This window comes from Streptomyces sp. HNM0574, from assembly GCF_012726235.1.
Lineage (GTDB): Bacteria > Actinomycetota > Actinomycetes > Streptomycetales > Streptomycetaceae > Streptomyces.
On the sequence record NZ_JAASAH010000003.1, the window covers coordinates 519,719 to 535,943 of the forward strand.

Below are 16,225 nucleotides of genomic sequence, written 5' to 3' on the forward strand. Positions count from 1 at the left end.
GCGGACTCCCGGGAAGATCCGCTCTGGTGAACGCCGTGACGACGGTCGCACAATCAGTGCATGGAACCCGTCACCCTCACCACCCCCCGACTCCTCCTGCGTCCCTTCGCCGAGCAGGACGCGGACGCGGTCTTCGCCGCCTCCCAGGACCCGGACATCCGGCGCTGGATACCGCTGCCCGAACCGTACGAGCGGGGCAGCGCCGAGGAGTTCGTGGGCGTGACCTGTCCGGCGGGGTGGCGCGAGGACACCATGTACAACTTCGGTGTCTTCACCCACGACGGCACCCTCACCGGCTCCATGGGACTGGTCCGGCTGGAGCGGCTGTACACCCCGGAACACCAAGCCGAACTCGGCTTCTGGACCGCGCCCGGGCAGCGGCGCCGCGGCTTCACCGCCGAGGCCGGACAGGCCGTGATCGACTGGGCCTTCGACAGCCTCGGCGTCGAACGCCTCGAATGGGTCGCCGATGTGGACAACGCGGGATCGCTCGCCGTCGCACAACGGCTCGGCTTCACCCTCGAAGGGGTCATGCGGGCACGCGTGGTGCAGCACGGCGTACGCCGCGACGCCCGGATCGGCGCGCTGCTGGCCACGGACACCGGGCGCCGCGCGGCGACGCCCCATCTCCCGCCGGAGAGCCGCGCGTAGCGCACGGCGGACGCCAAGTCGCGTGTCGGTGGGGGCACTTAGGGTGTGCCGCATGACTGATGCCGAAGTGTCCCTCTCCGCCGACGAAGCACGCCGGATCGCCCTGCGGGCCCAGGGGCTGCTCGGTGCGCCGGACCGGCGCGCGGGAGTGCGCGGCGTGCTGCGGCAGCTCGGCGCCGTGCAGCTGGACACGATCTCGGTGCTGGCCCGCTCGCACGAACTGGTCCCGTACGCACGGCTGGGCGCCCTCGCGCGGGAGGACGTCGAAGCGGCGTACTGGTCCGGCGGGCGCGGCTTCGAGTACTGGTCGCACGCGGCGTGCGTGCTGCCCGTCGAGGAGTGGCCGCACTTCGCGTTCCGGCGGCGCGCGATGCGGGAGCGCGGGTACCGCTGGCACCAGATGAAGGACCGCGAGAACACCTGTGCCCTGGTGCGGGAGCGGCTGAAGACGGAGGGCCCGCTGACGACGGCCGAGCTCGGCGGCGGGCGGAACGGCGGAGAGTGGTGGGACTGGTCGGAGACGAAGATCGGCGTCGAGTGGCTGCTCGACACCGGTGAGGTGGTGTGCACCGAGCGCCGCGGCTGGAAGCGCGTGTACGACCTCGCCGAGCGCGCGATCCCCGGCCCGCTGCTGCGCGACGAACTCGACGACCACGAGTGCCTGCGCCGCCTGGTCGCGCAGGCCGGCGCCGCGATGGGCGTCGCCACCCGCGCGGATCTCGCGGACTACCACCGCCTGAAGAAGGACCAGGTCACAGCCGTGCTCCCGGACACCGGCCTGGTCCCCGTCGAGGTCGAGGGCTGGGACGCGCACGCCTGGGCCCACCCGGAGGCGCTGTCGGCGCCGGTACGCGGCAAGCACCGTACGACGCTGCTCTCGCCCTTCGACTCGCTGATCTGGGACCGTCCCCGCACCCAGCGGATCTTCGGCTTCACGCACCGGCTGGAGGCGTACGTGCCGCGCCCGAAGCGGGTGCACGGGTACTTCGCGATGCCGCTGCTGGCGGGCGGACGGCTGTGCGGCCGGGTCGACCCGGGGCGGGACGGGCGCACGCTCGTCGCACGTCAGGTGTCCGTGGCGGACGTGAAGGCGGTCGAGCCGATGGCCCGCGCGCTGCGGGAGGCGGCGGAGTGGGTGGGCTGCGAGAGCGTGCGGATCGAGCGCTGCGACGACCCCAGGACCGCGGCCGCGCTCACGGCGGCGCTGAGCTGATCACCCGGCGCGCGACGGGACGGGGGCCGTCAGCGGATTTCGAGGATCTTCTCCCGCATCGCGTAGACGACGGCCTCCATGCGGGAGTGCAGCTGGAGCTTCTCCAGGATGTTGCGGACGTGGTTCTTCACCGTGTTCTCGCTGATGAAGAGCTCTTTCGCGATGTCGCGGTTGTTCATCCCGGTGGCGACGAGCTTGAGGACCTCCAGCTCGCGGTCGGTGAGCTTGGGCGCGGGGACGAGCTTGCTCTCGTCGGTGCGCTGGATCATCGACTTGAACTCGGTGAGCAGCTTGGCCGCCATCGAGGGGCTGATCTGCGACTGCCCGTCGGCGACGGCGCGGATCGCGGCGGAGACCTCGTCGGTGGAGATCTCTTTGAGGAGGTAGCCCGTCGCCCCGGCCTTGATGGCGTCGTAGAGGTCGGCCTCCTCGTCGCTGATCGTCAGCATGATGATCTTGGCGCTGGGGACGACCTCCTTGATCGAGGTACAGGCCTCGATGCCGCCCCTCCGCGGCATCCGCACATCCATCAGCACGATGTCGGGCAGCAGGTCGGCGGCCTTCTCGACGGCCTCGGCGCCGTCCCCCGCCTCGCCGATGACCTCGATGTCCTCCTCCTGCTTGAGGACGATCTCCAGACCTCTGCGGAAGAGTTCGTGATCGTCCACCACCAGCACGCGGATGGGTTCGACGGAGGGCTCACGTCCGCGCTCCCCCGCCTCCTCACCCGGGCCCGGGCGCATATCGGGCATGGGCATCGCGGGGCCGAAGCTGTCCACCATGGTTCCTCCCCCAGCAGGCTGTGCCGCATCAACCACACCGTCCGTACGCGTCAACCACACAGCGCACGCCGTCGGTTGGCGTCGTGCGGACATGATTTCACGCCCGGGCGCCATGCCAGCGCCCCCGGCCGGAATCCCATCCCGGCCAGGGGCGCGACCGCATCGGTTGTCGGGGCTGGTCAGCCGCCGAGCGCGCCTCCGGCGCCCGGCGGTGGCTCCACCACGAACGGGTCCTGATCCAGGTGGATCACTCCGTAGTCATAGCCGCGTCGCCGGTAGACGACGCTGGGCTGCTTGGTCTCGGCGTCGACGAACAGATAGAAGTCGTGCCCGACCAGTTCCATCTCCTGCAGAGCCTGGTCGAGCGCCATCGGGGCTGCCGCGTGCGTCTTCTCCCGCACGACGAGCGGGCCTTCTCCCTGCACTTCCAGTGATCCCATCCGGGTGGTCACCGGCTGCCCCTCGTCCTCGTCGGCGGTGGAGGCCGCGGCGTCGAGTTCTCCGTTGAGTTCTGCCGCGAGGTGGGCGGTGGCAGCCGCCACACTCATCGGCGCGCGGCTTCCCCCGCGGTGCACACGGCGCTTGTCCTGCTGCTTTCGGAGTCGCGCCTCCAGCCTGCTGGTCGCCAGGTCCAGCGCCGCATAGGGGTCGGAGGCCGCTGCCTCCGCACGGATGACCGGCCCGCGGGTGCGCAGGGTGATCTCCACCCTGTCGGAACGGTCGGCCTGCCGGGGGTTGTGCTCCTTGCACACCTCGACATCCAGGTTGATGACCTTTCCGTCGAGCTTCTGGATCTTGTCCAGCTTCTCGGCCACGTGCTTGCGGAACCGGTCGGGCACCTCTGTCTTTCGGCCCTTGACGACGATGTCCACGCAGAACTCCGTTCCCGGAGCGTTCCGCGACGGTGGGTGCGGAACGCCTCCTTTGTGCTCTGACACCGGAGGTGTGGTTTCGGCCGCGCCTCCGGAAAACGTCGGCTTGCGACTTTCACCTCCTTCTCCCCCAGAGGGAAGATCGTCACCCCAATCCGAACGTACCTCCGCCGGGGGACCGTCGGCACCCCCTACTGGTACGTACCTCCGTTCAAGGGGTTTTTCACCGCTATAACCTGCAACGCACGAGTATCTCTGGTAGTTCCGGACCTCGTTCCAAGGGTGCCTCCTCCGTCACACCCCCGTACGGACAGCGACCACAGCCGCGACCGGAGCACCGGCCCCCGCCGCCCCGTCCGCCACACCCGTCGCGCGGGCGGCCTCGGCCAGGGAGGCGCCCGTCGTCAGCACGTCGTCCACCAGGACCGTCCGGCCGCCCCCGGCGGTGGCGGCGCGGAGCAGCCCGCCGGGATGCGCCTCCAGGGCGCCGCCGAGGTTCGCCCGCCGCTGCGCCGCGTCCAGGCCCGCCTGGTCCGCGGTGGGTCTGCGCTGCCGGAGCACCGGGAGCACCCGCGCGGGCAGGCCCGCGCGGCGGAGCTCGCGTGCCGCGGCCGCGGCGATCCGCCGCGCCGGGTCGTGCCCGCGCCGCGCCACCGCCGTACGCGCCGACGGCACCGGCACCAGCACCAGCGCGCCCGGCGGCCCGGACGCCGCCGTCACCGCCGCGCGTACCGCGCGGGCCAGCGCCGTGCCGAGGGGAGCGGCCAGGCCGAGGGCGCCGCGTTCCTTGTGCGCCAGGAGCACCGCGCGGGCCTCGTCCGCGTACGTCAGGGCGGCGTGCACCGGGGGCAGGCCGGGCAGTGGGCGCGCGGGACGCACCCGGCGCGGGGGCGCGCGGGTGAGCAGGGCCGTGCAGCTCTCGCACAACTGGCCGCGTCGGCACGGCAGTCCGCAGCCGGCGCAGTCCGCGGGGAGCACCAGCCCCGCGAGCTCCTGCCGGATGCCGTCCCACCACGTCCGCGTGTCCCGCATGGCGCCCACCATGGCAGCACGGCCGCGACAGGGCCACCCCTGTGGAAAACTCCCGCGACAGCGGGAAGGGAGAGGTCAGCCCGGGTAGGCCGGGGACGAGCCGCTCTCGGTGAGCATCTTCCAGTTCGCGTCGGGGGGCAGCCGGACGATGCCGTCCTCGGAGGCGGCGAGCAGCGGCTTGGTCTCGTCCTCGGAGGCCGCGACGCCCGTCACGTCGTTGATGCCGGGCAGCGTCGGCTGGTTGGAGACCGAGCCGTCGGTCTCCATGTACTGGATCTGCTGGACGCCGCCCGCCTCGCGGCCCACGACGACGAGCCGGCTGCCGCCCGCCCAGGACGCGGCGGCGACCTCCTCCAACTGCGGGGCGACGGGCCGCAGTTCGGTCACCTTCACCCGGGGCTCCTCGACCGTTCCGGAACGTTCGACGCGGCCGAGCTGGAGCGAGACGTGCCCGTCCCCGTCACGGATCCGGAGCGCTATCCGCACGCCGTCCGAGGCGATCCGGACGGACTCGACGCGCTCGTCCTCGCCGAGCCCGCTGATCTTCGCCTCCTCCGGCTTCTCCTCGCCGCCGCGCAGCCGCAGCAGCCGCGGGTCGTCCGGATCGCGGTCGGCGATCCACAGGTCGCCGAGGCCGTCCCAACTGGGCGTGGTCAGCCGGTCGTTCTCGTGCTTGGCCTTGCTGGTCAGCACGGGCCCTTCGAGTTCGTTCTCCGGGCGCAGCGGCGCGACGTACAGCGCGCGGCGCCCGCGCGAGACGGCTGCGCCGGTGTGCTCGGCCCGGTCGACGGCGACGGAGCCCATCTCGACCTCGCCGCGGCCCAGCGGGCCGGGCACCGTCACCGGGGTGGCGCCGCCCCGCCGGAACGCGGAGACGCGGTGGTCGCCGTCGATGAAGTACTGGCCGGAGGGCGAGCCGTTGAGCCGTCCCGGGGCGAAGTCCTCCGCCTGTTCGCGGGTGCGCTCACAGACGGGTTCGCCGTGCGGGTCCTTCAGCTCGACCCGGTTGACCCTGGCCGACGCCTGGTGCTGCACGGTGTGCAGGATCTGCGCGCCCATCCGCGCGCACTGCGCGCTGTCGGCGCGCGCTCCCCGCGCGTTGAGCCGCATCGAGAGCGTGCCGGAGTCGTCCAGCGAGAGGCGTCGCTGGCCGCGCGCCAGCTTGGCGCCCTTCGGGAAGGCGGAGCTGACCACCGGTTCGATCCAGCGGGTCGGGCCCTGGAGCAGCGCGGCGACGGTCTCGGTGACGGGGTCGATGCGGCGGCGCAGGTAGACCGGGTCGGCGACGAGCACCTCCCGGCCGCCCGCGACGGATTCGGCGTCGGGGCCGAGCCGCGCGTAGTAATAGGCGTTGACGGGGCGGTAGTTGCGCTGGAAGTCGGAGTCCCCGATCACCAGCCCGTCGGGCAGCCGGTCGATGCGCCACTCGCCGTCGGCCCGCCGGGTCAGGTGCAGGTCGGCGCTGTAGTCGCCCTCGTCGGGGCGGTACGCGTGGGTGCTGTCGACCTCGGCCATCCGGGTGCCGGAGACCCGGACCGTGTAGCCCTCGCGGCCGTCGTCCTCGTCCGCCGTGCGGCCGCCGCCGCCCGGGCTGGGCCCGGCGGACAGGACGGTGGTGCGCGCGAACGGGTCCCACCGCCGTGCGGCGCGCGGCGTCAGGTACTCCCTGGCCGTGTCGAACTCCGCGTCGTCGCTGGTCGTGGCCTCCAGGAAGCCGCGGACGAGCTGCTGCGGCGACTCCCCCTTCTGCGGGCTGACGCCGAAGACCCGGACCTGCGAGTCGGGCTTGGCGCGGTGCGAGGAGTCGACGTGCTTGACGCCGCCGTCGTCCGGCATGGAGGCGCAGCCGGACAGCAGCAGCCCGACCGCGCCGGTGATCGCCACCGCGGCCCGGCGGCGCGCGCCCCGCCGCTGCTTCCGGTTCCACTCGTTCACGGTCCCTCGTCCCCCTGTCCTTCCGTCCCGGGGGACGCGGCGCGGGCGCGCGGCGGGGACGCCTCGCGCGTCTGGGCCGGCACGGTCTCGGCGAGCGCGTGCTCCACCGGGGTCTCGCGTACGGGTTCGCGGCGGCGGGCGTCCTCGGGTTCCAGCGGGAGGGGCGAGCCGCGCAGGGTGTCGCCCACCGTGCTCGGCAGGGTGAGCCGGAACTGCGAGCCGCCGCCCGGGACGCCCCACGCGTGCAGCCAGCCCCCGTGCAGCCGCGCGTCCTCGACGGCGATGGACAGGCCGAGGCCGGTGCCGCCGGTGGTGCGGGCGCGCGCGGGGTCGGCGCGCCAGAAGCGGTTGAAGACGCGCTCCACCTCGCCGCGCCGCAGTCCCACCCCGTAGTCGCGCACCGCGACGGCGACGGCGCCGTCCCCCGAGGCCAGCCGGACGACGACGTCCCGGCCCTCGCCGTGCTCGATCGCGTTGTCCACGAGGTTGCGCAGGACGCGCTCGATGCGCCGCCCGTCCGCCTCTGCGACGACGGGTTCCGCGTCGCCCCGGACGAGCAGCCTGCTGCCCTTGGCCTCGGCGAGGGGCGCGCAGCCGTCGACGACCCGGGAGACGACGGTGCGCAGGTCGACCGGGTCCGCCTCCAGGTTGGCCGCGCCCGCGTCGAAGCGGCTGATCTCCAGCAGGTCGGCGAGCAACGACTCGAACCGGTCCAGCTGCCCGAGCAGCAGTTCGGCGGAGCGTGCCGTCGAGGCGTCGAAGTCGTCCCGCGCCTCGTGGATCACGTCGGCGGCCATCCGCACCGTGGTGAGCGGGGTGCGCAGCTCGTGCGAGACGTCGGAGACGAAGCGGCGCTGCATCCGGGAGAGCGCCTCCAGCTGCTGGATCTTCAGCTGGAGGTTCTGCGCCATCTTGTTGAAGGACTCGCCGAGCCGCGCGATGTCGTCCTCGCCGGTGACCTTCATCCGCTCCTGGAGCCGCCCCGCGGCGAGCCGTTCGGAGATCCCGGCCGCCATCCGTACGGGGGTGACGACCTGGCGCACCACCAGCCAGGCGATCCCGCCGAGCAGGATCACCACGAACACCCCGGCGGTCGCCAGAGTGCCCTTGACCAGGGCGAGCGACTCCTCCTCCTGCGTGAAGGGGAAGACGTAGTAGAGCTGGTACGGGGTGCCGCCGTCGTCGTTGAGGCGCTTGCCGACGATCAGTCCGGCCGTCGCCTCGCCGTCCTGGCTGTAGACCTTGGCGTACTGCTCGTGCGTCCCGGGCGACTCGTCGAGCGCGGTGCGCAGCTCGGCCGGGATGGTCTCCTCGGGGCGGACGTCGCCGGAGGCCCGGGGGCCGCGGGTGGTGGCGCCCGCGTCGCCGAGGAAGGGGGACTCGTCGTTGTCGGAGTTGAGCGCCACCACCGAGTAGACGCCCTGGCCGCCGCTGGCCAGCTCCTCGACGAGGCTGTTGAGCCAGGTGCCCGAATTCTGCGCGCTGCTGCCGCTGTTCCGGGTGTCGCTCGCGCCGCTCCGCCCGTTGCCCGCGCTGTCCGCCTTCTCCTGTGCGGCCGCGAACCCGCCGGCCGCCTGGCTCTGCGCGGCCCGTTCCTTCGCGTCGAGCAGGCCGTTGCGCACCTGTCCGATGACGACGAGCCCGAGCAGCAGCACCACGGCGAGCGAGAGCAGCAGCGTGGCGACGACGACGCGGAGCTGGATGTTCCGCCGCCACAGCCGCAGCACCGGCAGCAGCGGCCGGCGCACCCAGCGCACCAGGAACCGCACCACGGGGTGTGCGCTCGGCCCCGTCGCGCCCTCGGGCAGCAGCCCCTCGGAGAACAGCGCGCCGCTCCGCCACAGCCGGCCGAGCTTGGAGGCGGACGGCGAAGCAGACTCCGGCACTCCGGACATTCCGGACTCCGAACGGCCGGTCCGGCCCCCACCCTCGCGGTGCGGAGCCGAACCGTCCCGGGTCATGTCAGCCCGGTCCCGCCTTGTAGCCCACGCCGCGCACGGTCACCACGATCTCCGGGTTCTCCGGGTCCCGCTCGACCTTCGAACGCAGCCGCTGCACATGGACGTTGACCAGCCGCGTGTCCGCCGCGTGCCGGTACCCCCACACCTGCTCCAGCAGCACCTCACGGGTGAAGACCTGCCACGGCTTGCGCGCCAGCGCCACCAGCAGGTCGAACTCCAGCGGCGTCAGCGCGATGGCCTGCCCGTCCCGCTTCACCGAGTGCCCGGCGACGTCGATCACCAGATCGCCGATCGCGAGCTGCTCCGGCGCCGGGTCGTCGGACCGGCGCAGCCGCGCACGGATGCGGGCGACCAGTTCCTTCGGCTTGAACGGCTTGACGATGTAGTCGTCCGCACCGGACTCCAGGCCCACCACGACGTCCACGGTGTCGCTCTTCGCGGTGAGCATCACCACCGGAACGCCCGACTCGGCGCGGATCAGGCGGCACACCTCTATGCCGTCCCGCCCCGGCAGCATCAGATCCAGCAGCACCAGGTCAGGTTTCGTCTCGCGGAACGCGGCGAGCGCCTTGTCCCCGTCCGACACGAACGACGGTTCAAAGCCTTCGCCGCGCAGCACGATGCCGAGCATCTCTGCCAGTGCGGTGTCGTCGTCGACGACGAGGACGCGTCCCTTCATGCGTTCATCATCCCATTGCCCGTTCGTGACGTTCCCGTTCGTGACGGGGAACACAACTCCGCGATCCCCTCCCGGCCCACGGGGGACACCACACCGGCCTCCGTGACGATCGCGCTCACCAGCTCCGGCGGCGTCACGTCGAAGGCCGGGTTGTACGCGCCGGCGCCCGCCGGAGCCACCGCGGCCCCGCCGGAGACCGGGAAGCGCGTCACCTCGTGCCCCGGACGGTGCTCCACCACGATCCCGGCGCCGCTCTCCGTCGCGGCGTCCACCGTCGTCACCGGAGCGACGACCACGAACGGCACCCCGTGATGGCGCGCGAGGACGGCCAGCGGGTAGCTGCCCACCTTGTTCGCGACGGAGCCGTCCGCCGCGATCCGGTCGGCGCCTATCAGCACCGCGTCCACCTCACCCGCCGCGAACAGCGAACCCGCCGCGTTGTCCGCCAGCACGCGGTACGCCATCCCCTCGCGGGCCGCTTCGTATGCTGTCAGCCGCGCGCCCTGGAGCAGCGGCCGGGTCTCGTCCACCCACAGCCGGCGCAGCCGCCCCGCGCGGTGCACGGAGACGGCCACCGCCAGCGCCGTCCCCTCTCCCCCGGAGACCAGGCTTCCGGTGTTGCAGTGCGTCAGCAGCCGCAGCCCGCCGGCGGGGCACAGCCGCTCCAGCAGCGCGTGCCCGTGCGCCGCCATCCGCCGGCTCGCCTCCGCGTCCTCGGCGTGCAGCGCCTCGGCCTCGGCCAGCGCCGCCGCGGCCGGAACCGCGCCGCCGCCGTCCACCGCCGCGCGGTACGCCGCCTCGGCACGGCGCACCCCGTACGCCAGGTTCACCGCCGTCGGCCGCGCACCCGCCAACTGCCCGGCGGCGTCCGCCACATCCGCGCCCCGCGCCGCCGCGAGCGCCACCCCGTACGCCCCCGAGAGCCCCAGCACCGGCGCCCCGCGCACGGCGAGCGTCCGCACGGCGTCCACCAGCGCGGGGACGTCGGCGCAGACCAGCTCGACCTCCTCGCCGGGCAACCTCCTCTGGTCCAGGAGCACCACAGCGGGCCCCTCGGGCCGCTCCTCCCACCGCAACGCCGGAACTCTTCGATCAGCCATCCGCACAGTCTGCCCGCCGCCCGTCACCGCCCCGAAGGCGACCACCCGACGTCCCGGAGCGGCCACCCTCAGCGACGGCCGATGCGCCCAACTGCCCGCGCCCCGGCCGCGGCTGCGCGCGCACGGGCGGCGAGGCACCGGTACCTGATCCGGGTGACGGTGGGCCGTGGCACGATGGCAGCCAGTCAGGTGACGGAGCGACCAACCCCCTGAGGTGACCACACGTGAACGACTCCCCGGGCTGGGCTTCGCCCGGATCCTCCCCCTCGGACCCCTCCGACCGATCCCCCCGTGACGCGGACCCGGACCAGGCCCGCGACGGGAAGCGCGGCCGGAGCGCGGGAGAGGACCGGCCCCACGGCGGGGAGCAGACCGCGCCCGAAGACGCCCCCTCGTTGAGCAAGCCGACGGGCCAGGACCCCAACTGGGCCGCGCAGCAGCCCCCTTCGGCCGGACCGCAGGGCTGGGGCGCCGCCGCGCCGCCGCCCGGCGGCCCCTCGGGCCCCGGATCCTGGAACGGCGGCGCGGGCTGGGGCCAGGGCGGCCAGTGGGGCGGCAGGCCCGAGGCGGCCAAGCCCGGCATCGTCCCGCTCCGCCCGCTCAACGTCTTCGAGATACTCGACGGCGCCGTCACGACGCTGCGCACCCACTGGCGCACCGTCCTCGGTGTCTCCCTCGCCGTCGCCGTCGTCGTCCAGCTCGTCGTCACCATCGGCAACGGCCTCTGGATGCCGGACACCTCCGAGTTCGACGCCCTCGCCCGCGACCCCGACGCCTCCCTCGGCGAGGCGATGCGCGCGACGGGCGTGTTCAGCAGCTCGGCGATGCTCGTCCAGCTCGCCTCGGCGATGGTGTACCAGCTCGGCACCGTCCTGGTCACCGCCGTCCTCACCGTCGTCGTCAGCCGCGCCGTCCTCGGCCGCCCCGTCACGCTCAAGGACGCCTGGCAGGACGCCAGGCCCCAACTGCCGCGCCTGCTCGGCCTGCTGCTCCTCGTCGGACTGCTGGTCAGCCTCATCGTGTTCGCCGGCTTCGTGCCCGGGCTGATCCTGCTCGGCGCCGGAGCCGCACCGCTGGGCATGTCCCTGCTGGTGCTGGGCGGACTCGCCGGCGTCGTCGTCGGCATCTGGATCGGGGTACGGCTCTCGCTGGCCGCGCCCGCGCTGATGCTGGAACGCCAGGGCGTCGTCCCGGCGATGCGCCGCTCGGCGAAGCTCGTCGGCGGCAACTGGTGGCGGATCTTCGGCATCCTGCTGCTCACCAACATCCTGGGCTTCGCGCTCACCAGCGTCGTCCAGATGCCCGCGACGCTCATCGCCACCGCCGTCGAGGGCGGCTTCAGCGGCGAACTGCCCACCAACAGCTGGACGTTCCTGATCATCACCGGCATCGCCGACGTCCTCGCCTACACCGTCGTCTTCCCCGTCACCGCCGGCATCACCGCGCTGCTCTACCTCGACCAGCGCATCCGCCGCGAGGCCCTCGACCTGGAGATCGCCCGCGCCGCCGGCGTCCCCGGATACGGCGGCACGCCCGACGGCACCGACGGGACACCGGCCGCCAACTCCGGCCCCACGCCCGGAAGCTGAGGCGATGACGGGGGGAGCGATCAGCACAGCGGCGCACGCCGCCCGCACCACCGCGCCCGCCCCGCACGCCGCGCCCCCCGTCACCGACGGGCCGGCCGGCGCGCGGGGCGACGGGCCGCCGGTGACGGTCCCCCGCGTCCCGGCCCGCGAGGCCGCCGAACGCGAACTCACCGACCCCCGCTACCACGAGCACGACCCCGGCCTCCTGCAACGCGCGCTCGACTGGCTCTGGGAACACCTCTCCGCACTGCTCTCCTCCGCCGCGGACGCCGCCCCCGGCGGCTGGGCCGGCATCACCGCCCTCCTCGCCGTCGTCCTCCTGCTGCTCCTGGCCCTCCGCCTCCGCCTCGGCCGGCTCCGCACCACCCGGCCCGCACCCAACAGTTCACCCCTGGACGACGGCCGCCCCCGCACCGCCGAGGGCCACCGCACCGCCGCCGAGACCCACGCCGCCTCCGGCCACTGGGACGAGGCCGTACGCGAGCGGATGCGGGCACTCGTCCGCGCCCTGGAAGAACGCGCCCTCCTCGACCCACGCCCCGGACGCACCGCCGACGAGGCCGCCGCCGACGCCGGAACCCGCCTGCCCGCCCAGGCCGAGGCCCTCCGCGCCGCCGCCCGCACCTTCGACGAGGTCACCTACGGCGCCCACCCCGCCGGCCCCGCCGACTACGCCCGCCTCCGCGAGCTCGACACCACCCTCGGCCGCACCCGCCCCACCCCGGCGGACGAGCCACGAGGAGCCGCCCGGTGACCTCGGCCTCCTCCCTCTCCCCCACCGCTGCCCACCTCTGGCGCCGCGCCCGCGGCCTGCTGCTCGCCGCCGCGGTCCTCGCCGTCACCGGCATCACCCTCGCCGCCCTCCGCTCCGGAACCGAGTACGCCGCGCTCGACCCGCGTTCCGCGGCCCCCGGCGGCAGCCGCGCCGTCGCCCAGCTCCTCGGCGAACACGGCGTCCACACCCGCACCGTGACGAGCACCGCCGAGGCCGTCGCCGCCGCAGGCCCCGACACCACCGTCCTGGTCAGCGACCCCGACGCGCTCGGGCCCCGCCGGCAGCGCGAGCTGGGCCGCACCGTCCGGCACGGCGGCCGCACCGTCCTCGTCGCCCCCGGCCCCGAGGCCACCGAAACCCTGACCCCCGGCGTACGCACCACCACCGCGGGCCCCGTCCGCGCCACCCCGCCCGACTGCCCGCTCCCGGCCGCCCGCCGCGCGGGCGACGCCGAACTCGGCGGCCACGGCTACCACCCGCCCGCCGGTCCGGAACCCGACGCCTGCTACCCGCAGCAGGGCGCCGCCACCCTCCTCCGCCTTCCCGCCGGCCCCGCCTCGGACGGCGACACCGTGCTCCTCGGCGCTCCGGAACCGCTCACCAACGAACGCCTCGCCGCACACGGCAACGCCTCGCTCACCCTCCAACTCCTCGGCACCCGCCCCCACCTGGTCTGGTTCATGCCCTCGGCGGCCGAGGCGGCGGGCGCGGAGGGCGAGGAGCGCGGCTTCCTCGACCTCCTCCCCGACGGCTGGACCTGGGCCGCCGTCCAGCTCGCCGTCGCCGCCGCACTCGCCGCGCTCTGGCGCGCCCGGCGCCTCGGCCCCCTCGTCACCGAGCAACTGCCCGTCACCGTCCGGGCTTCCGAGACCACCGAGGGCCGCGCCCGGCTCTACCGCAAGGCCGACGCACGCGGCCACGCCGCCGACGCCCTGCGCGCCGCGGCCCGCACCCGCCTCGCCGCCCGCCTCGGCGTCCCGCCCGCACAGGCCCACACCCGCGAGGTCCTCGCCCCCGCCGTCACCGCGGCGGCCCAGGACCCGTCCCCCCTGTTCGGCCCGGCCCCCGCCGACGACGCCGCACTGACCGCCCTCGCCGACGCCCTCGACGCACTCGAAGCACGCGTCGCCGGCACCACGAACCGCCCGGAACCCCCGGCCCCTCCGACAGCGAAGGACAGCACGCCGTGAGCGCCCCCTCAGCAGCCGGCGCGGACAGCGCCGACACCGCCCGCAGCGCCCTCGAAGCGCTCCGCCTGGAGATCGGCAAGGCAGTCGTCGGCCAGGACGCCGCCGTCACCGGACTCGTCGTCGGCCTCCTCTGCCGCGGCCACGTCCTGCTCGAAGGCGTCCCCGGCGTCGCCAAGACCCTGCTGGTCCGCGCCCTCGCCGCCGCCCTCGAACTGGAGACCAAACGCCTCCAGTTCACCCCCGACCTCATGCCCAGCGACGTCACCGGCTCCCTCGTCTACGACGCCCGCACCGCCGAGTTCTCCTTCCAGCAGGGCCCCGTCTTCACCCACCTCCTGCTCGCCGACGAGATCAACCGCACGCCCCCGAAGACCCAGGCGTCCCTGCTGGAGGCCATGGAGGAACGCCAGGTCTCCGTCGACGGCACCCCGCGCCCGCTCCCCGACCCGTTCCTCGTCGCCGCCACCCAGAACCCCGTCGAGTACGAGGGCACCTACCCGCTCCCCGAGGCCCAGCTCGACCGTTTCCTCCTCAAGCTCAACCTCCCCCTCCCGGGACGCGACGACGAGATCGACGTCCTCACCCGGCACGCCGCCGGCTTCGACCCCCGGGATCTCGACGCCGCCGGCGTCCGCCCCGTCGCGGGCCCCGCCGACCTCGCCGCGGCCCGCAGGGCCGTCGCCGCCACCTCCGTCACCGCCGACGTCACCGGCTACGTCGTCGACCTCTGCCGCGCCACCCGCGAATCCCCGTCCCTCGCCCTCGGCGTCTCACCCCGCGGGGCCACCGCCCTGCTGGCCTGCGCCGGCGCCTGGGCCTGGCTCACCGGCCGCGACTACGTCACCCCCGACGACGTCAAGGCCCTCGCCCTGCCCGCGCTCCGCCACCGCGTCCGACTGCGGCCCGAGGCCGAGATGGAGGGCGTCACCGCCGACAGCGTCCTCACCTCCGTCCTCCACCACGTCCCCGTCCCCCGCTGACCGACGCCATGGCACTCACCGGACGCACCGCCCTCGCCGCCGCCCTCGGCGCCCTCCTCGTCGGCCTGGTCCTCCCCGGCTGGAGCGGCCTCCTCGCCGTCCAACTCCCGCTCCTCACCGCCGTCCTGTACGACCTGGCCCGCGCGGCCCCCGTACGGAACCTCCGCTTCAGCCGCACCGGCGACACCTCCGTCCGCCTCGGCAACGCAGCGGACGTCGACCTCCTCGTCACCAACCCGGGCCCCCGCCCGCTCCGCGCCCACCTGCGCGACGCCTGGCCACCCAGCGCCCGGCCCGACGACGCGAGCCGGCACCGCTTCCACCTGCCCCCCGGCGAAAGCCGCCGCCTCAGGACGACGCTCCGGCCCACCCGCCGCGGCACCCGCACAGCCGACCGCGTCACCGTCCGCAGTTACGGCCCGCTCGGCCTCGCGGCACGGCAGGGCAGCCACGACGTCCCCTGGAGCGTCCGCGTCCTCCCCGCCTTCACCAGCCGCAAGCACCTCCCGGCGAAGACGGCCAGACTCCGCGAACTCGACGGCCGCACCAGCATCCTGACCCGCGGCGAGGGCACCGAGTTCGACAGCCTCCGCGAATACGTCCCCGGCGACGACACCCGCTCCATCGACTGGCGCGCGACCGCCCGGCAGACCCACGTCGCCGTCCGCACCTGGCGCCCCGAACGCGACCGCCGCATCCTCGTCGTCCTCGACACCGGCCGCACCTCCGCCGGCCGGGTCGGCGACGCACCCCGCCTCGACGCCGCGATGGACGCCGCACTCCTCCTGACCGCCCTCGCCTCCCGCGCCGGCGACCGCGTGGACCTGCTCGCCTACGACCGGACGCCCCGCGCCACGGTCCACGGCCGCACCCAGCACGACGTCCTGCCCGCCTTCGTCGAGGCCATGGCCCCGCTCGAGCCGGCCCTCGTCGAATCCGACGCCCGCGGACTCGCCACGACGGTCCACCGGATGTCACCGCACCGCTCCCTGCTGGTGCTGCTCACGGGACTCGACGCCTCGGCCGTCCAGGAGAACCTCCTCCCCGTCCTCCCTCAACTCACCGCACGCCACACGCTCCTCGTCGCCTCCGTCGCGGACCCCCGCATCCAGGAGATGGCCGCCGCACGCGGCTCGATCGACGCGGTCTACGAGGCGGCCGCGGCCGAACGCGCCCTCGCGGAACGGCAGAACACCGCCGACCTCCTCCGCCGCCACGGCGTCACCGTCGTCGACGCCCCACCCGAGGACCTCGCCCCCGCCCTCGCGGACGCCTACCTCACCCTCAAGTCCAAGGGCCGCCTCTGAGGGAGACGGCCGGGCGGGGAAAGTACCCCTGGAACGCAAAAAAGGGCTGTTGTCCCGGAATCAATCCGGGACAACAGCCCTTTCTCTAAAAGGAGTTCGGCGGCGTCCTACTCTCCCACACGCTCCCGCATGCAGTACCATCGGCGCTGAAAGGCTTAG

14 protein-coding genes are annotated in these 16,225 nt (G+C 74.2%); 7 read left to right on the forward strand and 7 right to left on the reverse strand.

All coding sequences use genetic code 11. The features are described 5' to 3' along the window. The first annotated feature begins 60 nt into the window (after positions 1 to 60). Both HCC30_RS08970 and HCC30_RS08975 read left to right on the forward strand, forming a co-directional pair. Positions 61 to 651, forward strand: a complete 591-nt coding sequence (locus tag HCC30_RS08970) for a GNAT family N-acetyltransferase (protein WP_169441818.1) — start codon at positions 61 to 63, stop codon at positions 649 to 651. Positions 652 to 703: 52 nt separating this feature from the next. Continuing rightward, complete coding sequence (locus HCC30_RS08975; protein WP_169441820.1) at positions 704 to 1,864, forward strand: crosslink repair DNA glycosylase YcaQ family protein; 1,161 nt, start codon at positions 704 to 706, stop codon at positions 1,862 to 1,864. A gap of 29 nt (positions 1,865 to 1,893) precedes the next feature. Here the strand turns inward: HCC30_RS08975 and HCC30_RS08980 are convergent, their stop codons facing one another. The 7 genes from HCC30_RS08980 to mtnA form a co-directional block, all read right to left on the reverse strand. Beyond that, on the reverse strand, positions 1,894 to 2,607 hold the full coding sequence (locus tag HCC30_RS08980; RefSeq protein ID WP_240979447.1) for a response regulator transcription factor: 714 nt from the start codon (positions 2,605 to 2,607) through the stop codon (positions 1,894 to 1,896). A gap of 218 nt (positions 2,608 to 2,825) precedes the next feature. After that, positions 2,826 to 3,518, reverse strand: a complete 693-nt coding sequence (gene raiA / locus HCC30_RS08985; RefSeq protein WP_169441822.1) for a ribosome-associated translation inhibitor RaiA — start codon at positions 3,516 to 3,518, stop codon at positions 2,826 to 2,828. Positions 3,519 to 3,812: 294 nt separating this feature from the next. Beyond that, on the reverse strand, positions 3,813 to 4,550 hold the full coding sequence (locus HCC30_RS08990) for a ComF family protein (protein ID WP_169441824.1): 738 nt from the start codon (positions 4,548 to 4,550) through the stop codon (positions 3,813 to 3,815). Between the two features lie 75 nt (positions 4,551 to 4,625). Further along, positions 4,626 to 6,485: an LpqB family beta-propeller domain-containing protein gene (locus HCC30_RS08995; protein ID WP_346776551.1), complete on the reverse strand. Its 1,860-nt coding sequence runs from the start codon at positions 6,483 to 6,485 to the stop codon at positions 4,626 to 4,628. Further along, the gene (mtrB, locus tag HCC30_RS09000) at positions 6,482 to 8,446 is read right to left on the reverse strand and encodes an MtrAB system histidine kinase MtrB (protein WP_240979409.1); all 1,965 of its coding nucleotides are present in this window, start codon (positions 8,444 to 8,446) and stop codon (positions 6,482 to 6,484) included. The genes HCC30_RS08995 and mtrB overlap by 4 nt, the downstream gene beginning before the upstream one ends. A gap of 1 nt (position 8,447) precedes the next feature. Further along, on the reverse strand, positions 8,448 to 9,125 hold the full coding sequence (gene mtrA, locus HCC30_RS09005; RefSeq protein WP_169441827.1) for a two-component system response regulator MtrA: 678 nt from the start codon (positions 9,123 to 9,125) through the stop codon (positions 8,448 to 8,450). Further along, positions 9,122 to 10,225, reverse strand: a complete 1,104-nt coding sequence (gene mtnA / locus HCC30_RS09010) for an S-methyl-5-thioribose-1-phosphate isomerase (RefSeq protein ID WP_169441828.1) — start codon at positions 10,223 to 10,225, stop codon at positions 9,122 to 9,124. Before mtnA ends, mtrA begins: the two co-directional genes overlap by 4 nt. A 395-nt stretch (positions 10,226 to 10,620) precedes the next feature. Here mtnA and HCC30_RS09015 point away from each other — a divergent pair, with 395 nt between their 5' ends. Genes HCC30_RS09015 through HCC30_RS09035 form a run of 5 tightly spaced genes read left to right on the forward strand, consistent with a single transcriptional unit; the run spans position 10,621 to position 16,066 of the window. Continuing rightward, positions 10,621 to 11,814 (forward strand): glycerophosphoryl diester phosphodiesterase membrane domain-containing protein, encoded by a 1,194-nt coding sequence (locus HCC30_RS09015; RefSeq protein ID WP_240979410.1) that lies wholly within the window; start codon positions 10,621 to 10,623, stop codon positions 11,812 to 11,814. Positions 11,815 to 11,818: 4 nt separating this feature from the next. Next, positions 11,819 to 12,568, forward strand: a complete 750-nt coding sequence (locus HCC30_RS09020) for a DUF4129 domain-containing protein (protein ID WP_169441831.1) — start codon at positions 11,819 to 11,821, stop codon at positions 12,566 to 12,568. After that, complete coding sequence (locus HCC30_RS09025; RefSeq protein ID WP_169441832.1) at positions 12,565 to 13,779, forward strand: DUF4350 domain-containing protein; 1,215 nt, start codon at positions 12,565 to 12,567, stop codon at positions 13,777 to 13,779. Before HCC30_RS09020 ends, HCC30_RS09025 begins: the two co-directional genes overlap by 4 nt. Next, positions 13,776 to 14,759, forward strand: a complete 984-nt coding sequence (locus tag HCC30_RS09030; protein ID WP_169441833.1) for a MoxR family ATPase — start codon at positions 13,776 to 13,778, stop codon at positions 14,757 to 14,759. Before HCC30_RS09025 ends, HCC30_RS09030 begins: the two co-directional genes overlap by 4 nt. 8 nt (positions 14,760 to 14,767) lie before the next feature. After that, complete coding sequence (locus tag HCC30_RS09035; RefSeq protein ID WP_169441834.1) at positions 14,768 to 16,066, forward strand: DUF58 domain-containing protein; 1,299 nt, start codon at positions 14,768 to 14,770, stop codon at positions 16,064 to 16,066. Positions 16,067 to 16,225 lie beyond the last annotated feature (159 nt).